The following is a 17,943-nucleotide window of genomic DNA, read 5'->3' as shown; positions in this document are numbered from 1 at the left end:
GCGCGCGGACATGTACGGGGAGCTGCTGCGGATCCAGGTGTCGGCGGAGCACGTAAACGGGCTCGTGGGCGCGACGTACGCCGTGGGTCGTGAGGGGACTCGGGTGGAGAGGGGTGAGCGGGTGCGTGGTCTGGCTGCGTTGAAGGCGGGATTGGGTAGTGCGGTTCGCGAAGGCGGCGCACGACATGGGGATCGCCGAGCGGGTGATCGAACTGGAGCAGCAGCGGGCTGAGTTGGTGACGGGTGCGTTCCTAGCCGCGATCGATGCGCTGGGGTTCGTGCCAGGGGAGCGGTCGTGGGCGATCGGGGTGTTCCTGGACCGGCTGTCGGTGGCTGGGCCGGCAGTGGCGGGCGAAGTGGTGCCGTCGTGACTCAGTCGAGCGGACGCAGCCCGTCGGGGCCGTTGCCGTACCGCCGACCGCCGGACCCACCGATCCGGTCCCGGAGCACGAGCCCGGCCTGGGCACGCGACAGGTCGCGGTCACGGATGGCTGCGTACGCCTGCTCCTGGGCTGAGTCGCATGCGAGGAGCAACTTCTCGGGCGTCGTGACCGCCGTGGTGAGCCGCTTGAGTGCGTCGACATCGAAGAAGACCTGGAGGTCCTCGGGACGCCCGTTGTTGAAGATCTCGGCGGTGGTGATTGCTCGGCTGACGAGGGTGTCGATTCGCTTATCCATGCCGGGATCATGCAGGACGCTTTTCGATTCCGGAATACATAACGGAAAGATCGCGAAAAGTCATATCGCCTTCTTGAGAGAGTTGCTCTTCCGCACACATCGATCATTCGAAAAGGCGCCCCGAAGACGTCGACCCGCTGCTCGACCTCCAGGAGCGCCGATGACCTGCCAACCGCCCTGCGCCTGCCAGTGCAACCAGACCGACTGCGGCCGCCTCGAGCGGCCAACGCCTTACGGCGCCCAGCGACCGGCCGAGCGTGCTACGGCCCCCGCCACAACGCCGACCATCGCGGCGGTAAGGCTCACCCGTGTCCAACTTCCCTCTATCGGAGGGTGGCCAGGGCAAGCCGGCCGTGAGCGCAACTGCTTCTCGTCCTCACACTCCTTCGCCACGACTGCCGCCTGTGCCGTCTCGAGCCTTTGGCGCGCTGAAGTCAGCGCTCTCTGGCGCCGGTGCGGAAGGGCAATCGCCACGGCGGTCAATATCACCACGACGGCTAAGCCAACCGCGATGGTCGCGGTGACGTCTCGCCACTGCAGAGTTACGAGCACCGAAATCAAGATGGCGTTCATGGCCAGGATCCGGGTTACGGACTGCGACTCCTGGTCGAGAGCGAACTCCAAGTCTCGTACAGCAAGTTCGGCCGCGACCGCCTCCTCGCGTGCGGTCTTCACTTCGTCGAGGGTCGTAGCCACAGCGCTTGATGCTGTCACGGCCCGCTCCGTGTGGTGGCGCATCCGAGGAATCGGGCGAGATCCCGGTCGGCGCATCGTGGCGCGCTACTCCGCTCGCCCCCTCGGACCGTACGCAGAAACGCCCGGGTCAGCACGTCCACCCAGCGTCGTCGACCGACCGCTCACGCCGAAACTGCATCGCCAGCGCGATGCTGCCCGTGATCGCCCAGCACACCGCCAACGGCCACTCCTGTCGGCCAGGACCCCTTCGGCAGCACCTGGAGAACGCCAGTGCGACCGCCATCGCCCCTACGGCCAAACCCGCGACCTCCCTGGTTCTGAGCAGCACACCGGAGTCCGCAGCGTGTCGCGAACCCTCCTCTGGCGCGTACCGCTCCAGCAGGGCCGCGACGCGACTCTCCAACCGCGCGGCCGCCTCGGGGCGGGTCTCGAGCTTGCCGATGAGGTCGAGTCCCTCCCCGACTCCTTGCGCAGACGGCCTCGACGTCCGCCCTGTTGGAGTAGGAACAGCAGTCAGCTGACCAGCAGCGTCACCACGCCTGTTCCGAGCGCCTTCAGCACGTCCTGCACAGTCCCGGACTGTAGTCGCCGCCACCGACACCCGCTGGAGAACGCGTGACCGACCGCCGCCCCAAGCCGTGCCATCACGACCACCCACCACCTCCGCGAGCGCGTCACCCGCGGCCACCGCGACGACTGCCCCACCCACGCCGAGAACGGTGGCGGCCCCTGCCCGGGCGCCGACGGCTGCGCGCCCTGCACCGCCCACCATTGCGTCCTCTGCAGCTACCGCCACCTCGACAACGATCATCCCCTCACCTGCACCGACTTCATCGCCGTCGTCCGCGAAGACCTCGACGAGATCCGCTGACTCCCCCGCCACCTCCGCTACCAGGCCGTTCGCGGCGCCGCGACGGACGGCTCATCGCCGCTGCCCCCATCCCCGGCGGCGACGCCATGGTCCTCATGGCCCGCGCCGGCGCCGACCGCGGCGACCTCACCTGGTCCCCTCACCTCGACGACGACCACCGCGCCGACGACGTCGTCCCCGTCCTCCTTCCTCTCACCGTTTGGAACCAGACCATCCGTGCCTACTACGGCCACGCCCGGCCGGCCGCTCCCACGGTCACCGGCACGACGCACTACCTCGCCGACCGCCTCACCGACCTCGCCCAAGACACCACCGGCGGGTTCGACTGGCAGCGGTTCACCACCGACATGGCCGCCGTACCCCGCCAGCTTGAGCGGGTGCTCCACGACGAACAGGACCCCGAGCAGGGCGTGGCGTGCTTCGAGTGCGGCGACCGGCGCCTGGTCCGGAAGTTCGCCCGGCCCGCCCGTGCCGGCACACGACCCCAAAACGGCAGCGGGTGCGGGGAAGGGACCGGCTGGCCGGCCGCGGCTACTCGGAGCTGGAGCCGAACGCGCTTGAGCGGCGGCTGGCACAGCGCCCGTGTGGCCGCTGCGACCAGGGCGGCATCGCGGATCCAGCGCCGGGCAGTCGTGGGAGTGCGTCGGCTGCCGGAAGATCTACACGCCCGGCGAGTACGCCAACGCGGTGCGCTCGGATCTGCTGACCGCGGTCCGGACGGTGACGGGTGGACGCACCTCACGATGGCCGCGGAGGCCGCGACGACGATGACGGGCCGGCTGATCCCGGCGTCGACGGTGCGGAAGTGGATGGACCGCGGGCGGGTGGCGTCGTGCTGCCGGTGGACCTCAGGCACCGACTGGGGTCTGCGGTTGGTCTTCTGGCCGGACGTGGCGGATGCGGCGACCGCGAGCGAACGTCGGCGGGCCCGGGCATCATGACAGCCATGGCGAACAGGCGATGCTGGCACTGTGACGTGACTACCCACATGACACGACTGCGTGGTCCTTACGACGTCGAGCCTCGCGTCAACAACACGTTCCTGATACAGGCGCTGTTCAAGTGCGACGAGTGCAACTGGCTACAGATCGGCTCCGCCGTGCGGCCAAGTCAGCCTGCTCCCGGCCACTCCTGGGATGAAACCCGCTTGCAACGATGGTTCGAGAAGGAAGCTGAGATCGAGTGGATCCCCGCCGTGGGGAGCGCGCCCGTGATCGAGGACGTGCCGCCCCACATCGCTGATGCCGCCACAGAGGCGTACCGCTGCTTCAGCATCGAGGCATACCGCGCAGCTGGCGCCATGGCCCGGGCAGTCATCGAGGCGAGCGCGAAGGAGAAGGGCATCGTGAAGGGACGGCTCTTCGACAAGATCGAGCAAATGGAGAAGGACCAGCACATCCGGCCCTACGTCCGCGAGGCAGCGCACGAGGTGCGCCACCTCGGCAACGACGTCGCTCACGGCGACTTCGTCGAGCCGATCGAGGCAGAGGAAGCTGAAGAGGCCCTCGCCCTGATGAGCGAGGTTCTGCAGGAGGTGTTCCAGTCGCCGGCCCGTGTGCAGAAGGCGCGGAATCGTCGGGAGGCGAAGAAGTCGGCGCGCGAAGCCGGTCGCTGACTCTAGTTCCGCGGCGAGCGCCGGTGGTCCCGGGCATCATGAGCATCGTGAGACGTATCCTCGAGGTATCGGCCGTCGCGCTTAGCGCAGCCGCGATCACGTTCGGCCTCAGCTTCGCGGCGATGCGTACTGCCCCGGCGTCGTGGGCTTCGTTCCCGCAGTGGCTCGAGGCGGTCGCCACGGGACTCGCAGTGGTGGCGGCCGCCGTTGCGGCACTCTATGCCGCCCGAGCATTCGGCTTGGAGCGGGCACGCGAGGACCGATGGCAGGCGGACCAACGTCGAGCTCAAGCCGCCCTCGTCGCTGCCTGGGCGAGCGGACCGTCGTATCACCATGACCGGGCGGCGCTCATCGACGGACTCTCCGTCCGGTCTGGCATCGACGGGGCGAGAGTGCGGGTCCGGAATGCATCAGACATCCCGGTCGCGCGAGTCACGGTCGACGTCTCGGTGGACCTGTCGGCTGAAGGAGCCGAGCCGATGCGCCGAGTCTCACTGGGCACCCACGCACTCCCGGTCCTCGGACCCGCAGTCACCGAGGACGTGGTTGTGCACGCGGACGAGGTGCTGACCTTCAACGACCCGGACGTGTCGTTCGAAGACGTGGTGGTCACTCTGCGCGTCGGGCTCTCCTTCATCGACGCTGCTGGCGTCCTTTGGCGACGTAACGATGACGGCAGGCTGCGAGAACTGGGCGACCTCTCGTGGCGGTATTGACTTGCCGACCATCGCTGGTGTCTTATCTCCTCAAGAACCCCCTACCCGGAACACGGTGTCAGGGGGTTCAGTCGCGTCTAGAGGCAGGTGAGCGGTGACCGCCACCGCCTACGACCTCATGGTCGACAAGATCCGCACTCGCCTCGCCCCCGAGCTCCGCGCCCAGCCCTACGCCACCCCCGGCGAGATGGCCGCCGCCCTCGACCGCACCACCGTCCAGACCCCCGCACTCCGCCTCATCGACGAACGCCTCGCCGCCGTCGCCCGCGGCGAAGTCGAGCGCCAGCAGATCTCCATGCCCCCGCAGGAGGGCAAGAGCCTCCGCACCAGCATCTGGTTCCCGCTGTGGCTGCTCCACCGCAACCCCAACCTGCGCATCGCGATCGTCTCCAACGGCTTCGAGCTCGCCCAGACCTTCGGCGAGGCCATCCGCGACAAGGTCAAGGCCCACCCCGAGCTCGGCCTGACCGTGTCGAAGTTCCCCACGAAGAAGCACGAGTTCAAGCCCCTCGGCTACGAGGGCGGCGTCGTCTGCGTCGGCATCGAAGGCTCCCCCACCGGCAAGCCCGTCGACCTCCTGATCATCGACGACCCGTACAAGGACGAGAAGCAGGCCGACTCCAAAGGCCTGGCGCCAGACCGTCGGGAACTTCTGGCAGTCCGTCGCCCTCACCCGCCTCGCCCCCGGCGCCCCTGTCGCGATCGTCCAGACCAGGTGGCGCCGCGACGACCTCTCCGGCTGGCTCCAGGAAGTGCACCCCGACGAGTGGGACGTGCTCAACCTCGCCGCCCAGGCCACCGATACCACCACCCTCCCCGAGGACGACGCCGACTACGACAAGCACGACCCCCTCGGCTGCGAACCCGGCGAGTTCATGGAGTCCGCCCGCGGCCGCACCGCCCGCGACTGGCTCAAGAAGATCCACGAGGTCGGCTCCCGTGTCTGGGACGCGATGTACCAGGGCCGGTCCGCGCCGGTCGAGGGCGCGTCCTCAAACGCGACTGGTGGCAGCGCTACGCCCAGCCGCTGCGGCTCGAACGCCCCGACGGCTCCCGGATCGAGCGTCGGCGAGCCACGGGACGGCGCGCCTCCCGCGCCGCCACCCGTCGCGGCCGCCGTCTGGGACGATCGAGGCATGCCCGAGCCGTTCGGCACGCTGAGCCTCGACCACTCCTCCACCGTCGACCGGGTCGCCCAGGAGCTGCGCCGGGCGGTCTTCGAGGGCGAGCTGGAGAGCGGTACGCCGCTGCGCGAGGTCGCGCTCGCCTCCTCCCTCGGCGTCTCCCGGCCGACCGTCCGGGAGGCGCTGACGGTGCTCGTCGCCGAGGGGCTGGCCACCCGCGAGCCGCACCGCGGGGTGAGCGTCAGCAGCCCCGACCCCGACTCCGTGCGCGACGTGTGTCGAGCCCGTGCGGTGCTCGAGGGCGCCGGTGTGCGCCGCTGGACAGAGGCCGGCGACGCCCTGCGCGACCGGGTCCGCGCGACACTCACGGCGTACACGACCGCGGTGGCCGACGGAGCGTCGTACCAGGTGCTCAACGAGCGGCACCTGGCGTTCCACGTCTCGCTCGTCGGCCTCACCGGCTCCCCTCGTCTGGTGCAGATGGCCGAGCACCTGGTGACCGAGCTGAAGCTGGCGCTCGCGCAGGTCGACCGGATCCGCCGCAACGCCCACGACCAGGCCGACTCCCACCGGGCGCTGCTCGACCTGCTGGAGCGCGGGGACCTCGCGGGGGCGTCCGCCTTCCTCGACCGGCACCTCGCCGACGCGGAGGACGCCATCATCGACGCCCTGGGCCTCGACGGCTGACCCGCACGGTTGCCCACGGCGTTGGGCTCGGCTGCCACACTCCCCGGCATGCGGTTCGTCACCTGGCTCCTCACCACCGCGGTCGCGCTGGCGACCGCCGCCTGGCTCGTCGACGGCATCTGGTTCACCGGCCCGGACTCCGGCACGGCCGAGCTGCAGGAGAAGGCCGTGCCGCTGCTGCTCGTGGCGCTCATCCTGGGCGTCGTCACCGCGGTGGTGAAGCCGGTGCTGAAGGTGCTGTCGTTCCCCTTCATCCTGCTCACCCTCGGGCTCTTCCTCCTGGTCATCAACGCGGCGATGCTGCTGCTCACCGGGTGGCTCGCCGAGGAGGTCGGCATCGACTTCCGCGTCGACGGCTTCTGGCCGGCCGTCCTCGGCGCGATCGTCATCACCGTGATGACGTGGGTCGTCGACGGCGTCATCGGCGGCGGGGACCGATGACCAGCGCATCGGCGCCGCTGCCTCCTCCTCGCACGCCGGGTCGCTACCGGCTGGCGGTCGTCTGCCTCGGCAACATCTGCCGCTCCCCCATGGCCCACGTCGTGCTCGAACAGCGGGTCGCCGAGGCCGGGCTCGCCGACGCCGTCGAGGTGACCAGCTGCGGCACCGGCGGCTGGCACGTCGGCGGGCCGATGGACGACCGCGCCGCCGCGACCCTCACCGCCGCCGGCTACGACGCCACCCGCCACCGCGCCCGCCAGCTCACCCCCGACTGGCTCGAGGACCGCGACCTCCTCCTCGCCATGGACGAGACCAACCTGGCCGAGCTCGGCGGCGCCTCGGAGCGGGTGCGGCTCTTCCGCTCCTTCGACCCCGTCGGGACGGGTGGGGAGGTCCCGGACCCGTACTACGGTGGGGACGACGGCTTCGAGGAGGTACTGGCCATGGTGGAGCGGACGTCGACCGCGCTCGCCGGCGCACTGCAGCACCTGCTGGGCCGCGCCTGACATGGCCCGGCAGCCGCTGGTCGCCGGCCGGGCCGAGAAGCTCCTCGGCTCCGCCGTCGTCGCGACCGCCCCGGTCGCGGGCGGCGACACCGCCACGGCGACCAAGCTGCGCCTCAGCGACGGCACGACCGCCCTGATGAAGACCCTCCCCCACGCGCCCGCGGACTTCTTCCACACCGAGGCGCGCGGGCTGCGCTGGCTGGCGGAGGTCCCCGGCGGCGCACCGACACCCGAGGTGCTCGCCGTCGACGACGAGTGCCTGGTGCTGCGCTGGGTGGAGCCCGGTCGGCAGACCGCCGAGGCCGCCGCCGACCTCGGCCGGGGCCTGGCCGCCACGCACGCCGCCGGGGCACCGGCGTACGGCGCCCCGCCCGGCCCCTCGCAGGGCGACGGCTACATCGCTCGCCTGCCCCTGCCCAACCGGACGGCGCCGACCTGGGCGGAGTTCTACGCCGTCCGGCGGGTGCTGCCCTACCTCAAGCTGGCCCGCGACCGCGGCGCGGTGACGCCCGACCAGGCCGCCACCGTCGAGTCGGTGATCGGCCGCCTCACCGGCCTGGTCCCCGAGGAGGGCCCGGCCCGGCTGCACGGCGACCTCTGGAACGGCAACGTCGTCTGGGGCGCCGACGGCGTCTTCCTCGTCGACCCCGCGGCGTACGGCGGCCACCGCGAGGTCGACCTCGCCATGCTCGCCCTCTTCGGCCTGCCGCACCTGCCCAAGGTCATCGAGGCCTACCACGAGGTCACCCCGCTCGCCGACGGCTGGGAGGACCGGGTCGGCCTGCACCAGCTCTTCCCGCTGCTGGTGCACGCCTGCCTCTTCGGTGGCAGCTACGGCGCACGCGCCGCCACGGTCGCGGCCCGGTACGTCTGACCCGCCGGCCCCGTGGTCTCGACAAGCTCGACCACCGATGGACCCGTGGTCTCGACAAGCTCGACCACCGACGGCCCCCGTGGTCTCGACAAGCTCGACCACCGACGGCCCCCGTGGTCTCGACAAGCTCGACCACCGACAGCAGGCTCGACCACCGATCGGTTCTCAGCGCTCGCTCAGGGGCTGCTGGCACCATGTGGTCGTGCCGGCCCCTGCGAAACCCCGCGTCCTCGTCGTCGACGACGACAAGGCCGTGCGCGAGTCGCTGCGCCGGTCGCTGGAGTTCAACGGGTACGACGTGCACCTGGCCGGCGACGGGGCGGAGGCGCTGGCCGGCATCGCGAAGGTCGGCCCGCACGTCGTCGTGATGGACGTGATGATGCCGCGCCTGGACGGCATCGAGGCGACCCGGGCGCTGCGCGCGGCCGGCAACGACGTACCGGTCCTGGTCCTCACCGCCCGCGACGCCGTCGGTGACCGGGTGGAGGGGCTCGACGCCGGCGCCGACGACTACCTCACCAAGCCCTTCGCCCTCCAGGAGCTGCTGGCCCGGCTGCGCGCGCTGCTGCGCCGGGTGGTGCCGCACGAGGACGTCCCGGAGGAGGTGCTGACCTTCGCCGACCTCTCCATGGACGTCGCCACCCGCGAGGTGTTCCGCGGAGAGCGTCGCATCGAGCTGACCCGCACGGAGTTCACGCTGCTGGAGATGTTCCTGCGCCGCCCGCGGCGGGTGCTCGAGCGCTCGTTCATCCTCGAGGAGGTCTGGGGCTACGACTTCCCCACCACTGCGAACTCGCTGGAGGTCTACGTCGGCTACCTGCGCCGCAAGACCGAGGCGGAGGGCGAGCCGCGACTCATTCACACGGTGCGCGGCGTCGGCTACGTGCTGAAGGAAGCATGACGGTCCCTGCCCCGCACCGCTCGCTGGCCAGCCGGGTCACCGTCCTCACCACCGTCGCCGTGGCGCTGGCCGTGGCGTTCGTGGCGGCCGGCGCCTGGGCGACGGTGCGGATGCAGATGCAGTCGACCCTGGACGCCTCCCTCGTCGACCGGGCGCACGCCGCCGCGAAGTACCCCGCCCTCTCGAACTTGACCAGCGACTACCAGCTGCCCTCGTGGGCGCTGGGCGCGGCGGACGTCCGGATCGCCTTCGTCTACGCCGACGGCAGCTACCGCACCTACGACCAGCTGCCCCGGATGAAGCTCGCCCCGGAGATCGAGGTGGCCACCGGCGAGCGCGACTCGATCATCCGCACGATCAGCGCCGGCGGCACCCGCTACCGGGTGGTGGCGGTGCCCTCCGGCCCCGGTACGGCGCTCGTGGTCGCCCAGTCGCTCGAGCCGCAGCAGCGGGTGCTCTCGAAGCTCGGCATGGTGATGCTCCTCTTCGGGCTCCTCGGTGTCGCCGGGGCCGCCGGCGCCGGCTGGGCCGTCGCCCGCAACGGCCTGCGCCCGGTGCGCCGGCTGACCGCGGAGGTCGAGGCGATCGCCCGCACGGAGGACCTCACACCGATCGAGGTGGCCGGTGACGACGAGGTCGCCCGGCTCGCGGCGGCCTTCAACGGCATGCTCACCGCGCTCGCGGCCTCCCGCGACCGGCAGCGCCAGCTCGTCGCCGACGCCGGCCACGAGCTGCGCACGCCGCTCACGTCGTTGCGCACGAACATCGAGCTGCTCACCCAGGCCGACGGTGGCGGGGCCGGTGCCGCCGAGCTGCCCGCCGCCGCCCGCGCGGAGCTGCTCGACGACGTGCGCGCCCAGATCGAGGAGCTCACCACGCTCATCGGCGACCTCGTCGAGCTCTCCCGTGACGACCCCTCGACCCACGTGGTGGCGCCGGTCGACCTTGCCGAGGTGCTCGACCAGGCCGTGGCGCGAGTCCGTCGGCGGGCACCCGGGCTGGTCCTGGAGGTGACCGCCGAGCCGCTCGAGATCGTCGGCGACGCCGCCGCGCTCGAGCGCGCGGTCACCAACCTGCTCGACAACGCGGTCAAGTGGAGCCCGCCGGGCGGCACGGTCACGGTGCGGCTCGTGGACGGCGTCCTCACCGTCGACGACGAGGGCCCCGGCATCGCGGAGGCCGACCGGCCGCACGTTTTCGACCGGTTCTGGCGCTCGGAGGAGTCGCGCGGGATGCCCGGCTCCGGGCTGGGCCTCTCGATCGTGCGACAGGTGGCGGACCGGCACGCCGGGCGACTGGAGGTGGCCGACTCGCCTGCGGGCGGCGCGCGGCTGGTGCTGGCGCTGCCGGCGGCCGGCCAGCCGGTCGCCACCGAGCCCGCCCGGAGCGGGGGCCGGCGATGACGCGCCGGCGGGTGGACAGGCTGGCCGGGCTGGCCGCCGGGCTGGTCGCCGTACCGCTGCTCGGGGCGTGCTCGGAGGAGCCCGAGCAGACGGGCCCGCCGCCGACCTCCTGGAGCCCGTGCTCGGACCTGGAGCCCGAGGAGGTCTCCGCACTCCTCGGGGAGGAGGTCACCGAGGAGACCGGTGCGACCGGGGTGGAGCGGTGCACCTACGTCCCCGTCGCCGAGGGCGGGCCCACCCTGGACCTGAACTACCTGTGGTTCGACGGGCCGTTCGAGGAGGCGTGGGACACCATCGGGGACGTCGCCGGCCGGGTGCAGGACCTCGAGGTGCCGACGGCCGACGGCGCGCGGATGGTCGTGCAGACCACCGACGAGGCCGTGGTCGTCACCGCCTTCGTCCAGACCGGCGGACTGGTCGAGTCGGTCAACGGGATCTCGCTGGACACGGACGACCGCGGCCGCCTGGTCCGGGCCGCCCGGGGCGTCATCCGGTTGCTCTCCGCCCGGGCGCCCGAGTCGCGATGAGCGCCGGGGACTCCGGTGCGCCGCGATGACGGCACCCCGGCGGTACGTCTCCGACGAGGAGGACAGCGACCGGTGGCAGCGGTTCCGGTTCCGCCGAGGCGACGTCGTGGTGAGCACCCGCTCGAAGAGCGGCACGACGTGGATGCAGCAGATCTGTCTGTCCCTCGTCCACGGCACGGCGGCGCTGCCTGCCCCGGTCGGCGAGCTGTCGCCGTGGGTGGATTGGCTGCTCGAGCCGGAGGGTGACCTCTTCGCGCGTCTGGACGCACAACCCGGGCGGCGGGTGCTCAAGACCCACACTCCGCTCGACGGCGTGGTCCTGGACCCCAGGGCGACGTACGTCGTGGTGGTGCGCGATCCGTTGGACATGGCGGTGTCGCTGTACCACCAGGGCGACAACCTCGACCGCGGGCGGATCGCCGAGCTCACCGGACGACCCGCCCCGCTACCCTCGCCACGTGCACCGCTCGCGGAGTGGCTCGTCCGGTGGACGACGCGCGAAGCCGACCCGTTGACGTCGATGGACTCGCTGGCCGGCGTCGTGCACCACGCGTCGGACGCGTGGGCGCGATGCGACGACAGACACGTGCTGGTCGTGCGCTACGAGGACCTCGCCGCCGACCTCGAGGGCACGATGCGGTGGCTCGCCGACCGGCTCGACGTCGACCTGGACCCGCGGGCGTGGCCGTCGCTGGTGGACGGCGCGACGCTCGCGAGCATGCGAGCGTCAGCCGCCGATGCGGCTCCCGGCCCGCGTGGCGTGCTCAAGGACCCGGCCGCGTTCTTCCGCCGGGGCACCCCAGGCGCCGGTCGCGAGGTCCTCTCCGGGGACGAGGTAGCGGCGTACGAACGACGGGTGCGTGAGCTCGTGGCAGCCGAGGGGACTGACGATCCGGACGGCGTGCTGAGACTGCTTAACGTCGGTTGACGCGGGATCGGTGGGGCACCGCAGTCGCTCAGGGGTCGCTGACCACGTCGATGATCCGGGTGCCGGTGGGGCCGCGGAGGTAGTGGTGGCCGTGGGGGTCGGTCCAGGCGTAGACGCCGGGGTCGATGACCGGGTCTACGGGCCGGTAGGTCCAGCCGGCATGGGTCTTGAGCCGGTGGTGTCGGCGGCACAGCGGCGCGGTGTTGTGGCTGCACGTCGGTCCACCGGTGCCGTCGGTGGCATAGGCGGTGATGTGGTCGCAGTCGCAGGCCTTCGCGGGCCGGGTGCACCAGGGGAAGACGCACTGGGGGTCGCGCAGCGCGACCTGTTCGCGGAGCCGGTCGGGGACCTCGTAGGCCTCGACGTGGTGGTGCTCGGCCAGGTCGATGACCGGCTTGACCGTCAGGTGGGTGTCGGTGCGCCCGCACCAGGACCGGATGGTCTGCTCCAGCTCGGGGCGGGCCGCGGTCTGGTTGCGGCCCACGGTGTCGAAGCCCCACACCGCCGCGTCGGTCAGGTGGAGGTAGAGCACGATCCTCCGCGACCCACAGCCCGACCTACAGCCTCGCGGCCGGCCGCCGGGCTCCTCGCCGTGCAGCAGGGCGTGCGCGGCGGCGGGGTCGGCGAGCACCCCGACGGCCATGGAACGGCGCACGTCGAGGGACTCCCCGTGCCCGGCCTGACCCTCGCGGCCGAGGACCCCGGCGAGGCGGCCGATGGTGGCCTCGACGTCGTGGAGGTCCTTCCAGTCCCCACGCACCACCAGCTCCGCCAGCCCGGTGTGGTTCAACGTCCGTTCGTCGAGGCGGACGTACCGGGCGTCGAGCGCCTCGAGCTGCGCCAGCTCGCGCTCCTCGGCGTGCAGCCGCAGCATCGCCTCGTCCACCAGCCGGTCCAACCGGGTCACCCCGACCGACCCCGCGACCGGGGCGACGTGGTCATCGACGTAGGTCGCCACGTCGTCGGGGCGGGCCAGGACCGCCTGGGCCACCCGCCGGGCCCGCCACGCCGGCACCTCACCGGCGACGGTCCGCCTCCAGACCTTGGGCAGCCGGTGCCGCAACGTGAGCGCGTCCCGGATCAGCGCCTGACCGGCCTCGGTCGACATCGAGTTCGCCGCCGCGAAGGCCGCGGGGGCGTCCCACCGCACCAGAGGCAGACCGGCCAGCTCCGAGGGCGGCTCCGCATCCCCCGCAGCGTCGATGCCGAACAAGAACCCCTCCACCGGCGCCGCCGCGACCTTCCGCACCACACCGTCAGCATGCCGCTCCTCACGAGCGACACCAGGCACGGGCACACCGGGCACACCCCACGCCTGCTGTCCCTCCAGCGCCGGGTGCGCGTGCGCCCACTCCACCGCCAGCACCAACAGCTCCACCTCGGCCGCATCCGCAGCCTCCCGCGCCGCCCGCACCCGGTCCAGCAACGCCGCCGGCGTCACCGCGACATCAGCCAGCTCGGCCGGCGCAGCAACGGGGAGAACGGTCATGGACCTATGATATTCGCACACCTGTTCGAAGGCAAGGGCCACGTCGAGGAGCTGGAACGGCAGCCTTGGACCCCCCGAGGGCGGGACCGGCAGCCTGCGGGTAAAGGCGGCCGCGGCAGGATGCGTCCATGGACCTCGCCTTCTTCACCGCCGACGGCGACCGCCTCCTCGCCACCGACCTCGCCAGGAGCAGCTGGGGCGGCGACCACCTCCACGGGGTCGCGGTCAGCGGGGCGCTGGCCCGGGCGCTCGAGCAGCGGCTGGCCACGGAGGGGCGCACCGAGCTGCGGCCGGCGCGCTACACCGTCGACCTCTTCCGCCCGGCGACGTCGCAGCCGCTGACCTTCACCACCGAGCTGGTCCGCGCCAGCGCCCGGCTGGCGCTCCTCGACGTCGTGGCCCACCAGGAGGGCGCACCGGTCGCGCGGGCGAGCTGCCTCTTCCTCAAGGCGGCGGGCAGCGCGACCGGCGAGGTCTGGCACCCCACCGAGCGCCCCTCGCCGCCGCCGGAGTCGGTGGCGCCGCCGACCGAGGACCCGCACGTGCCGTTCCTCCACAGCGGCTCGGAGTGGACCCAGGACTTCCGCGAGCACCAGAACGCAGGACGGAAGACCTCGTGGAACAGCGCGGTCCCGGTGGTGGCCGGCGAAGCGCTGACGCCGTTCCAGGCAGCCGCCGCGATCGCCGACGGCGGGAGTCTAGTGACCAACTGGGGCACCCTCGGCGTGGAGTACATCAACACCGACATCACCCTGACCCTGGCGCGGACACCCGCCGGCAACGAGATCGGTCTCGCCGCCGCCGACCGGGTCGAGACGGACGGCATCGCCGTCGGCACGGCGACGATCTTCGACCGGCAGGGGACCCTCGGGACGGTCGTGCTCACCTCCATCGCCAACAGTCGCAAGACCGTCGACCTGGGCCGCGAGCAGTGGGAGGACGACGGCCGGCGGAGGACCTCGGGCGCCTGAGCCCGCGGACAGCCGGAGCGTCAGGCGTCGGCGCCGCCGACCGACGGGGTCCGCCAGGCGCGCTCGAACGGCAGCCGCCAGGCGTGCGGCGCGACGAGCTGGTGCATGGCGTTCGGCCCCCACGTGCCGGGCTGGTAGATCCGCACCGGCGGCGGCGAGTCCACCAGTTCGGCGGACTTCGCCCACAGCGTCTCGATGCCCTCGGCGGTGGTGAACAGGGTCTGGTCACCACGCATCGCGTCGTGGATCAGGCGCTCGTACGCCGCGAGCACGCCCGTCGCCGACGACGTCTCGTGGGTGGCGAACTGCATGGAGACCTTCTCCAGCTTCATGCCGGGGCCCGGCCGCTTGCCGTAGAACGACAACGACATCCGGGACTCGTCGGCGAGGTCGAAGGTGAGGTGGTCGGGCCCCTGCGTGCCGGCGTTCGACCCGGCCGGGAACATCGACAGCGGCGGCTCCTTGAACGCGATGGAGATGATCCGCGCGCTCTCGGGCATCTTCTTGCCGGTGCGCAGGTAGAACGGCACGCCGGCCCACCGCCAGTTGTCGATCTCCACCTTGAGCGCGATGAACGTCTCGGTGTCGGAGTCCTCGGCGACCTCGTCCTTCTCCCGGTAGCCGGCGTACTGGCCGCGGACCACGGTGTGCGGGTCGATGTGCTTCATCGAGCGGAAGACCTTGGTCTTCTCGTCGCTGATCGGCTCCGGCTCCAGCGAGGTGGGCGGCTCCATCGCCATGAACGCCATCACCTGCATCAGGTGGGTGACCACCATGTCGCGGAAGGCGCCGGTCGACTCGTAGAACTTCGTGCGCCCCTCGAGCCCGAGCGTCTCCGGCACGTCGATCTGCACGTGGTCGATGAAGTTGCGATTCCAGATCGGCTCGAAGAGGCCGTTGGCGAAGCGGAAGGCGAGGATGTTCTGCGCCGCCTCCTTGCCGAGGAAGTGGTCGATCCGGAAGATCTGGGCCTCGTCGAAGACCTCGTGCAGCCGGGCGTTGAGCTTCTGCGCCGAGGCCAGGTCGGTGCCGAACGGCTTCTCCATCACGATCCGCGACCGCTCCACCAGGCCCGCCTGGTCGAGCTGGTGGACCACGTCCAGGGCGGCCTTCGGCGGCACGCTGAGGTAGTGCAGCCGCCGCTTCTCCTCGTCGGGCCCGGGCAGCTCGGCCTCGGCGCGGCGTACCTCCTCGGCCAGCGCCTCGGGTCCGTTGGCGGTGCTGACGTAGCGCAGCATCTTCGCGAACGGCGCCCAGCGGGCGTCGTCGATCGTCCCCTCGCCGAACTCCTCGCAGGCGTCACGGGCGAGCTTGGCGAAGTGCTCGGTGTCGACCTCCTCCAGCGACGTGCCGACGATCCGGGTGTCGCAGAGCAGGCCGGCCTCGGACAGGTGCAGCAGCCCCGGCAGGAGCTTGCGGCGGGCGAGGTCGCCGGTGGCTCCGAAGAGCACGATGACGTGGGACTTGGGCATGCTCTCGACGGCGGTCACGCGAGGGTTCCTCCCGGGGTGTCGGACGGGGTGTCACGCTGCTCGTCCAGGGCGGCCAGCAGCCGTGCCGCCTTCCATCGTGCCTCGGCGTGCTCGGAGGCGGCGTCGGAGTGGACGGTGACGCCCCCTCCGGTACCCACCTCCCAGGTGCCGTCACCGGGGGTGACGAGGCTGCGGATGACGACCCCGAGGTCGGCGCGGCCGTCCGCCGAGACCCAGCCGAACGCGCCGGCGTACACCCCGCGCGGCGTGGCCTCGACCGCGTCGACGACCTCCATGGTCCGCCGCTTGGGCGCACCGGTCATCGAGCCGGCCGGGAAGAGGCTGCGCAGCGCCCCCACCGTCGAGACGTCCTCGCGGAGCCGGCCGCGGACGGTGGAGACCAGCTGGTGCACGCCCGGGTAGGACTCGACGTCCATCAGCACCGGTACCTCGACCGTGCCGGGTTCGCAGACGGTGGCGAGGTCGTTGCGCAGCAGGTCGACGATCATCAGGTTCTCCGCGCGGTAGCGCGCCTCGGTGCGGAGCCGGTGTGCGGCGGCGGCGTCCTCGGCCGGGGTGGCACCGCGCGGGGTGGTGCCCTTGATCGGCTTGGTCTCGATCGTGCGGTCCGCAGCGACGGTGGCGTACCGCTCGGGGCTGCTGGAGAGCAGCCAGGCCCGCGCGCCCGGAACGTCGTGCTGCAGGAAGCCGGCGTACGGCGCGGGGTTGAGCGTGCGCAGCCGGAGGTACGTCGCGACGGGGTCGAGGTCGCTCGTCACCCGCAGGCGGTGGGTCAGGTTGACCTCGTAGCTGTGCCCGGCGTGCAGCGCCTCCTGGACCCGGTCGAAGGCCGCCTGGTACTCGGCCGGCGGGTCGGCCGCAGCGGACGTCATGCGGACGGTGGCGGGGGGTGCTCCGTCCGCATGACGTCCGCCGGGCTCGGCGCCGGGTTCGGTGCGGGGTTCGGTGCGGGGATCGGCCTCGGCCTCGGGGTGCGTGAACAGGCGGACGTGCGAGGGCCGCATCCACACCGCATCCGGTACGCCGCGCGCCGGCCGCGCAGCCAGGTCGGGGCGGCAGGCGTAGCCGAGGTAGCCGAACCACTGGTCCCCCGGCCCACCCGCCGCCAGCTCGGCGTCGAGGGCGGCGAAGACGTCGCCGGCGCCCGGCTCGCCGACCACCTCGGCGCGCCCGCCGGCGTGCCGGGTGACGGTCCGGGTCCCGGCGTCGTAGGTCAGCGACACGTCGTCGTCGTCCAGCCAGCCGAGGACCGACCGGCGCCCCGACCACTCACGTGCGCCGCCGCCGTCGAGCCAGAAGCAGCGCGGGTGCGCTGCGGCCACCTCCCGGAACGCCGCGACCGGGTCGGCCCATCCCGGGCCGGCCCCGTCCGGCTCCGTGCCGGCCGCCATCAGCCTGACCTGCCGAGGAAGGTGGCCACGATCCGCAGGCCGTGCTCGGAGAGCACCGACTCGGGGTGGAACTGGACGCCCTCGAGCGGGAGCGTCCGGTGCCGCACGCCCATGACGGCCCCGTCCTCGGACCGGGCGGTCACCTCGAGCGGCTCGGGCACGTCGAGGGCGGCGAGCGAGTGGTACCGGACGGCCGAGAAGCCCTGCGGCAGGCCCGCGAGCACGCCGCGGCCGTCGTGGGAGACGCGGGCCACCTCACCGTGGGCCGGCTCGACCCGGCCGACGCTCCCGCCGTACGCCACCACGAGCCCCTGCATGCCGAGGCAGACGCCGAGGACCGGCCGGGTGGCGGCGGCCAGCACCTCCCGGCCGACCCCGAAGTCGGCCGGGTCGTCCGGGCTCCCGGGGCCGGGTGAGAGGACGACATGGCTGTGCGACAGCACCTCGGACGCGCTCACCTCGTCGTGCTGGACCACCGCCGGGAGCGTGCCGGTGACGGCGGCGACGAGGTGGACGAGGTTCCACGTGTAGGAGTCGTGGGGGGGGGGGCCCCCCCCCGCCCCCCCCCCCCCCCCCCCCCCCCCCCCCGCCCCCCCCCCCCCCCCCCCAGCCCCACCGCCCCCCCCCCCCCC

The 17,943-nt window shown here is 72.3% G+C and carries 19 protein-coding genes; 13 read left to right on the top strand and 6 right to left on the bottom strand.

The window, feature by feature from the left end:
* Window positions 1-158: 158 nt before the first annotated feature.
* Entirely contained in the window at window positions 159-371 is a 213-nt protein-coding gene (locus ACSMHG_RS14895; RefSeq protein ID WP_435746480.1) for a hypothetical protein, read from the top strand.
* A 1-nt stretch (window position 372) separates the two neighbouring features.
* Here the strand turns inward: ACSMHG_RS14895 and ACSMHG_RS14890 are convergent, their stop codons facing one another.
* On the bottom strand, window positions 373-678 hold the full coding sequence (locus ACSMHG_RS14890; RefSeq protein ID WP_435746478.1) for a hypothetical protein: 306 nt from the start codon (window positions 676-678) through the stop codon (window positions 373-375).
* Between the two features lie 1,653 nt (window positions 679-2,331).
* On the opposite strand from ACSMHG_RS14890, the gene ACSMHG_RS14885 reads away from it, so the two are divergent.
* The 3 genes from ACSMHG_RS14885 to ACSMHG_RS14875 are packed head-to-tail and all read left to right on the top strand — an operon-like array spanning window position 2,332 to window position 4,576.
* Complete coding sequence (locus ACSMHG_RS14885) at window positions 2,332-3,186, top strand: hypothetical protein (protein WP_435746476.1); 855 nt, start codon at window positions 2,332-2,334, stop codon at window positions 3,184-3,186.
* 47 nt (window positions 3,187-3,233) lie between these two features.
* Window positions 3,234-3,860 carry a DUF4145 domain-containing protein gene (locus ACSMHG_RS14880; RefSeq protein WP_435746474.1) on the top strand — a complete coding sequence of 209 codons (627 nt, stop codon included), beginning with the start codon at window positions 3,234-3,236 and terminating at the stop codon, window positions 3,858-3,860.
* Window positions 3,861-3,907: 47 nt separating this feature from the next.
* Window positions 3,908-4,576, top strand: coding sequence for a hypothetical protein (locus tag ACSMHG_RS14875; RefSeq protein ID WP_435746472.1), 669 nt, complete (start codon window positions 3,908-3,910; stop codon window positions 4,574-4,576).
* A 67-nt stretch (window positions 4,577-4,643) separates the two neighbouring features.
* On the opposite strand, the gene ACSMHG_RS14870 is transcribed toward ACSMHG_RS14875, so the two are convergent.
* Window positions 4,644-5,249 (bottom strand): hypothetical protein, encoded by a 606-nt coding sequence (locus ACSMHG_RS14870; RefSeq protein ID WP_435746470.1) that lies wholly within the window; start codon window positions 5,247-5,249, stop codon window positions 4,644-4,646.
* Window positions 5,250-5,328: 79 nt separating this feature from the next.
* On the opposite strand from ACSMHG_RS14870, the gene ACSMHG_RS14865 reads away from it, so the two are divergent.
* The 8 genes from ACSMHG_RS14865 to ACSMHG_RS14830 all read left to right on the top strand — a co-directional run bounded on the left by ACSMHG_RS14865 (window position 5,329) and on the right by ACSMHG_RS14830 (window position 11,967).
* On the top strand, window positions 5,329-6,387 hold the full coding sequence (locus ACSMHG_RS14865) for a GntR family transcriptional regulator (protein WP_435746468.1): 1,059 nt from the start codon (window positions 5,329-5,331) through the stop codon (window positions 6,385-6,387).
* 48 nt (window positions 6,388-6,435) lie between these two features.
* A complete protein-coding gene (locus ACSMHG_RS14860; RefSeq protein WP_435746466.1) occupies window positions 6,436-6,828 on the top strand; it encodes a phage holin family protein in 393 nt (130 codons plus the stop codon).
* Window positions 6,825-7,334 (top strand): low molecular weight protein-tyrosine-phosphatase, encoded by a 510-nt coding sequence (locus ACSMHG_RS14855; protein WP_435746464.1) that lies wholly within the window; start codon window positions 6,825-6,827, stop codon window positions 7,332-7,334. Before ACSMHG_RS14860 ends, ACSMHG_RS14855 begins: the two co-directional genes overlap by 4 nt.
* 1 nt (window position 7,335) lies before the next feature.
* Complete coding sequence (locus ACSMHG_RS14850) at window positions 7,336-8,208, top strand: fructosamine kinase family protein (protein WP_435746462.1); 873 nt, start codon at window positions 7,336-7,338, stop codon at window positions 8,206-8,208.
* Window positions 8,209-8,410: 202 nt separating this feature from the next.
* The gene (locus ACSMHG_RS14845; protein WP_435746460.1) at window positions 8,411-9,109 is read left to right on the top strand and encodes a response regulator transcription factor; all 699 of its coding nucleotides are present in this window, start codon (window positions 8,411-8,413) and stop codon (window positions 9,107-9,109) included.
* Window positions 9,106-10,512 carry a HAMP domain-containing sensor histidine kinase gene (locus ACSMHG_RS14840; protein WP_435746458.1) on the top strand — a complete coding sequence of 469 codons (1,407 nt, stop codon included), beginning with the start codon at window positions 9,106-9,108 and terminating at the stop codon, window positions 10,510-10,512. The genes ACSMHG_RS14845 and ACSMHG_RS14840 overlap by 4 nt, the downstream gene beginning before the upstream one ends.
* An 11-nt stretch (window positions 10,513-10,523) precedes the next feature.
* Window positions 10,524-11,039 (top strand): hypothetical protein, encoded by a 516-nt coding sequence (locus ACSMHG_RS14835; protein ID WP_435746456.1) that lies wholly within the window; start codon window positions 10,524-10,526, stop codon window positions 11,037-11,039.
* 25 nt (window positions 11,040-11,064) lie between these two features.
* Window positions 11,065-11,967, top strand: a complete 903-nt coding sequence (locus tag ACSMHG_RS14830; protein WP_435746454.1) for a sulfotransferase domain-containing protein — start codon at window positions 11,065-11,067, stop codon at window positions 11,965-11,967.
* A gap of 28 nt (window positions 11,968-11,995) precedes the next feature.
* Here the strand turns inward: ACSMHG_RS14830 and ACSMHG_RS14825 are convergent, their stop codons facing one another.
* On the bottom strand, window positions 11,996-13,456 hold the full coding sequence (locus tag ACSMHG_RS14825; protein WP_435746452.1) for an HNH endonuclease signature motif containing protein: 1,461 nt from the start codon (window positions 13,454-13,456) through the stop codon (window positions 11,996-11,998).
* Between the two features lie 128 nt (window positions 13,457-13,584).
* Between ACSMHG_RS14825 and ACSMHG_RS14820 the strand changes: the two genes are divergently transcribed.
* Window positions 13,585-14,427 carry a thioesterase family protein gene (locus ACSMHG_RS14820; RefSeq protein ID WP_435746450.1) on the top strand — a complete coding sequence of 281 codons (843 nt, stop codon included), beginning with the start codon at window positions 13,585-13,587 and terminating at the stop codon, window positions 14,425-14,427.
* 20 nt (window positions 14,428-14,447) lie between these two features.
* On the opposite strand, the gene zwf is transcribed toward ACSMHG_RS14820, so the two are convergent.
* The 3 genes from zwf to ACSMHG_RS14805 form a co-directional block, all read right to left on the bottom strand.
* On the bottom strand, window positions 14,448-15,899 hold the full coding sequence (gene zwf / locus ACSMHG_RS14815) for a glucose-6-phosphate dehydrogenase (protein ID WP_435746536.1): 1,452 nt from the start codon (window positions 15,897-15,899) through the stop codon (window positions 14,448-14,450).
* A 14-nt stretch (window positions 15,900-15,913) separates the two neighbouring features.
* Window positions 15,914-17,311, bottom strand: a complete 1,398-nt coding sequence (locus ACSMHG_RS14810; protein WP_435746448.1) for an anthranilate synthase component I family protein — start codon at window positions 17,309-17,311, stop codon at window positions 15,914-15,916.
* Window positions 17,311-17,943 (bottom strand): anthranilate synthase component II (locus ACSMHG_RS14805; RefSeq protein ID WP_435746446.1); only part of this gene is annotated, 633 nt, incomplete at its 5' end. The genes ACSMHG_RS14805 and ACSMHG_RS14810, both read right to left, overlap by 1 nt.

Origin of the sequence: Nocardioides ureilyticus, from assembly GCF_051280745.1 — a bacterium.
Lineage (GTDB): Bacteria > Actinomycetota > Actinomycetes > Propionibacteriales > Nocardioidaceae > Nocardioides.
This window is presented reverse-complemented; position numbering and strand designations above follow the sequence as displayed.